Below are 4,830 nucleotides of genomic sequence, written 5' to 3' on the forward strand. Positions count from 1 at the left end.
CCACGCCGGCCCGCACCCAGGCTTGCGGGTCTCGCGCCAGCTCCCGTAACAGCGCCACCGAACATGACGGATTGCGGGCGACCCCCCGGCGGACCTCCGTTTCTTCGTCCACCGCCAGCCTGCGCAGCACGGCTTCGGGTGTCGCGGAATTGCGCGCCACCCATCGCCGCACCCAGGGATCGTCATCGTCCGCCAGACTCGCGAGAATTTCACGCATCTGGCCATGTCGCCGCGCCTGGATACGCCGCACCTGACGCGACGGATCGTCCACCAGAGCCTTGAGCGCACTGTCCGGGACGGCGAGATTGCGCGTCGCCGCGGCCCGCACCTGGCCTTCCACGTCGCGCAGCAAACGCACCAGCGTAGCGAGCGTCGCCGCGGGGTTGGCGGCCAGCATCCGACGTATCAGCGGCTCGGGATCGTGCTCGGCTTCACTGCACACGTCCGACGGACAGTTGGGGTGCGCGGCAATCTCTCCGCGAAGATATACATCGGCGCGGGCCCACAGGCTACGCAGCACCGTGGCGTCCGCGATAGCATTTCGCGCAATCTCCTTGAGCTGCCTGAGGCTTGCATGCGCGGCCAGGGATGCGAGCGCCGCGGCGCCCGTATGCGGATTGCCGCACAGCCCGTGGCGCACGGCGTCCGAAGGATCGTCCAGCAGCTTATCGAGCAGCGCCGCATCCGCGTTGCCATGGGCGGCGATCGCGGCATGTACGGCGGACGAGCGATCCGTGTCCATCAGCCACGCCAGAGTCGCGCTGGAAGTACGCGGATGACGCGCGACTCTATGGCGAATTTTCTCGTCCGGGTCCTTGCTCAGTACTTCGAGAATGGAGGGCGGCGTATAAGGCGCACCGGCAAACAGACGCCGTAATTTTCGGTTAGCCAGACTCACGCGTTCGAGCGCCTTGCGAGCCGCCGATGCGGCGAAGGGATGCAGAGCCACTGCCAGGTACGGATCGCCGCGTTCGCTAACATGAACGATCAATTCTTCGAGATCTTGGCAGTTCGCTGACACTTGCATCGATGAGCGCCTCTGCGCATTCCGTCCAGGGTTGTTCACGATGTTCGCGCGAGTCCTTTCAGGCCTGCGCCGCCTGTCTTGGTGGATGCTCGATGACTGTGTCCATACACTCGTCGACCAGTTCGATCAGCTCCTGCACCTTGATCTGTTTCTCGTTGCCGGTGGACTTGACCGAGTCCTCGAACATGTTCATGCACTTCGGACAACCCACCACGAATACCTCCAGACCCTCGATTTGCGCCGCCTCCTTCATGCGATTTTCGGACGGCTTTTCCCTATCCGCGGGGTCCGCCATCCAGATGCGCCCACCGCCCGCGCCGCAACAAAATGAGTTATCGCGCGTGCGACCCATCTCCACGAGATCGGCACCCAGCATCCGGATCGACTCGCGCGGGGCGTCATAGCCCTTGTTCAAGCGGCCTAAATGACAGGGATCGTGAAATGTCACTTTACGATCGAGCTTCTTCTTCAATTTGATCTCGTTGTTCGCGAGCATCCGCTGGGTCAGGGTGCTGGCGTGCTCGATCTCGTAGCGACCGCCGAAGTCGGGATATTCGTTTTTGATCGTATTGAACGAGTGCGGATCGGTGGTCACGATTTTTTTGAACTCGCACTGACTCAAGGTCTCAATGTTGGACTCCGCCAGGTGCTCATACAGGCCTTCCTCGCCCACTCTACGGACGTCATTGCCCGCGTTCATTTCCGCCTCGAATAGAATCCCGAAATCGACTCCCGCGCCATGGAGGACTCGCGCGAAAGCCTGCGAGACCTTCTGATAACGCGGATCGAACGAGGCGAAGTCGCCCACGAACCAGAGCCACTCGACCGGCTCCTTGCGCGCGTCCTTGATCTCGAAGTCCAGCTTTTTGGTCCAGGCCGGCCGCTTGCGTTTGTTCTCACCAAACGAATTGCCTTTCTTCTGTATCTGCTGCAAGGCCGTCTGCACGGTCGCCTCCATCTCGCCTTCCTCGACCAGCGTCCGTCGCATCTCCACGATCATAGGCACGTGTTCGATGCCCACCGGGCAAATCTCTACGCAAGCGGCGCAGCTGCGGCAGGCCCATAAGGTCTCCGCCCTGATCTGATTGACCCCGTCTCCTACGGCGATCAACTTGTCGTTATCGGGAAGTTTGCTGCCCTCCAGAGTCTGGGCGGCCAGCTCTCTCAGTGACAGCACCAGATCGCGCGGCGACAGCGGATAACCCGTGGCATTGGCGGGGCAGGCCTCGTGGCAGCGGCCGCATTTGGTGCACGCATCCAGATGCAGGAGATGCTTCCAGCTGAAATCCGTAATCAGTTTGTAGCCGATCTTCTCGCCTTCCAGATCCGCCAGCGGCAGGCGCGCCGACGGCCTTGGGTCCCGGATCGCCAGCGCCCCCATGGATGTAAAAATGTGCTTGACCTTGGTGTACGGAATCAAGGCGACAAAACTCAAGGCCAGAATGCCGTGCACCCACCAAGTGTACAGGCGCAGATCCGCAGCACCCTCCGGCGACAGCGCCAGGCCCTCGAAGAGGTAAGCCATCGATGCCGCCACGGGTGACCACCAGCGATAGCTCCACACAGTTGGATCGCCTTGCAGCCAGACCAGCCGTGCGGCCTCCAGAACAAACCCGGTGATGCCGATCAGGATCAGCAACCAGAGAAAGGCCCAGTCCTCGCGGCGATATCCGCTGCGATCCGCATCCGGCTCATTCTCGGAGCGGTCCGGGCGGGTGTAATCCAGCTTGGGCGGTCGCAGCCACTGGCGGCGATACATCATGTAGATCAGCCCTGCAATCAAGGCCAGCCCGGCGAGGTCCATAACCAGCGAGAACCAGAGATAGAACGTCCCGTCCCAGAAGCTGATCCCCAGCAGAGGCGCAGTGATGTCGTAGTCGAGGGTGATCGTGGCGGTGCCGATGAATAGCAGCACGAAGCCAAAGAAGATCAGAGCGTGCGCATGGCCCGCCGACACGTCACGGCGTCTCAATGAGCGATGGGCAAGTAGCTGTCCCAGCATTTCCTTGAGACCGCTGCCGATATGGGCAAGCTTGAACGCGGTGCCGCGGCGATATTTTCTGACCTGTAGATAACAACCGTAGAGAAATACCGCTATGGCCGCCAGCGCGACCACATAGAAAGAGACGACCATCCAGCCGGGAAAATCCTGGAACAGGATCCTGGTGACCTCATCCGGGTTATGGCCGTGCTCCAGTAGATCCATAAGACTGGTCTCGGTTTAGCTACGCAAGCTGTGGGGACTGTGCCAGGCCGGCTAATCAGGCTCGGTGCGACTGTGTAGCCGCGCCGAGCCCATCATCGGTCAAGTCTGATATTCGAGCTCGAACGCTCCTTCCGGCATGTGCGCAGTACCCCACACCGCGACTTCGCGGCGATAGGGTTTAGGCCACTGCGCGTTGGGCTCCTCGATCTCCCGCGCCAGCCGATGGCCATCGAAAGTTGAATCGGCCATCAGCTTGGGCGCCCAGGCGTCACCGATGACGTATACGTCCTTGACGCCATTATCGGACCACTCGTCCTTGCGCGCCTTCAAGCCCCGATACAGCTCGTCGTTGGAGTGGCGTCCCGTGACCAGCACCAGGGTGTCGAACTCGCGCCACGCGTGGGTCGTGTTTTCCCGGCGCGGCAGTTTTCCGGGGCCGCGATACTCGCGTTTGGAGCCGTCACCGTACAGGTTATAGATCTCGATGCGACCTGGCTCGATGCGCGACACAAAGCTCTCGCCGATGATCTCGACGTGATTCTCGTGCAGCATGCGCATGGTGTTGGGAAACTCCAGAGTGAACTCCATGTAACTGCCCAGCCCGACACCATCCACGATGGTGACCTCGCGGCCTGCCTCGGCCAGTTTCTGCGCAAGGCTTGGCGTCATGTAGTACGGATCGGCACTCAGGATAATCACCTTCTTGCCGATCTCCTTGTTACCCGCGTAGATCTGCTCCGGCGTAATCTGGTCGTCCCGACTCGCATCGGCGCCCGGGATCGGTGCGTGAGTTAATGCATTGGTGCCGTCGGTATTCCACGAAGCGCCTGTGGCTATCACGATCTTCTCGGCGCCATATTCGAGTGCCGCGTCCACAGTCATGGGTTTCTGCCCCAATGCCAGTTGCGAGTCCTTATTCTTTTTCAAGAGCTTCTGTATCTGCTGCTCGCGGTAATCACGGTGGTAGCCCCACTCGCCGAGGCCGGGGAGATGTGTGGACACATCGTTATTGTGGCCACCGACCTTCTCCGCGCTGTCGTACAAATGCACGGTATAGCCGCGCTCCAGCAATACGCGCGCGCATTCCGAACCGGCAGGGCCGGCGCCGACCACCAGGACTGAATCGTCGGAACCCGCCTTGGGGAATTTTTCCGGATGCCAGCCACGGCGGTATTCCTCGCCGGCGGTGGCGTTCTGCGTGCAGATCATGGGCGGCCCGCCGATTTCCCAGCGCGAGATGCAAACATTACAACCGATGCAGACCCGGATATCGTCGATACGACCTTCCTCGATTTTCCTGGGAAGCCACGGATCGGAGATGCTCGGGCGCGCCGCGCCGATGATGTCGAGCTGGCCGGCGCGGATCACCTCGGCCATTTTTTCGGGATCGGTGAAGCGACCGACACCCAGCACCGGTTTCTTGGTCACCTCTTTAATGAACTTTTGCCACGGAATCTGATGGCCCTGACTATAAAAACGCGAAGGCCCTGCATCCTCGCCCCACTCCGCAATGTCTCCTACGTTGACATCCCAAACGTCAACGTAAGGATCAGCCAGTTCGACGAACTTCATGCCGTCCACTTCAACCTCGATGGCA

General features: G+C 60.8%; 3 protein-coding genes. All 3 read right to left on the minus strand.

Translation table 11 applies throughout. The features are described from left to right. On the minus strand, positions 1–1,027 hold a 1,027-nt coding region (locus H0V34_01010; protein MBA2490328.1), incomplete at its 3' end, for a hypothetical protein. Positions 1,028–1,085: 58 nt separating this feature from the next. Continuing rightward, complete coding sequence (locus H0V34_01015; protein ID MBA2490329.1) at positions 1,086–3,233, minus strand: 4Fe-4S dicluster domain-containing protein; 2,148 nt, start codon at positions 3,231–3,233, stop codon at positions 1,086–1,088. Positions 3,234–3,332: 99 nt separating this feature from the next. After that, positions 3,333–4,830: FAD-dependent oxidoreductase (locus tag H0V34_01020; GenBank protein ID MBA2490330.1), on the minus strand; the 1,498-nt coding region annotated here is incomplete at its 5' end.

Source organism: Gammaproteobacteria bacterium (assembly GCA_013696315.1).
Taxonomy (GTDB): domain Bacteria; phylum Pseudomonadota; class Gammaproteobacteria; order JACCYU01; family JACCYU01; genus JACCYU01.

Excerpts from the sequence above, each read along its gene's own strand:
- H0V34_01015 (MBA2490329.1), bottom strand. The coding sequence starts at position 3,233 with ATGGATCTACTGGAGCACGGCCATAACCCGGATGAGGTCACCAGGATC.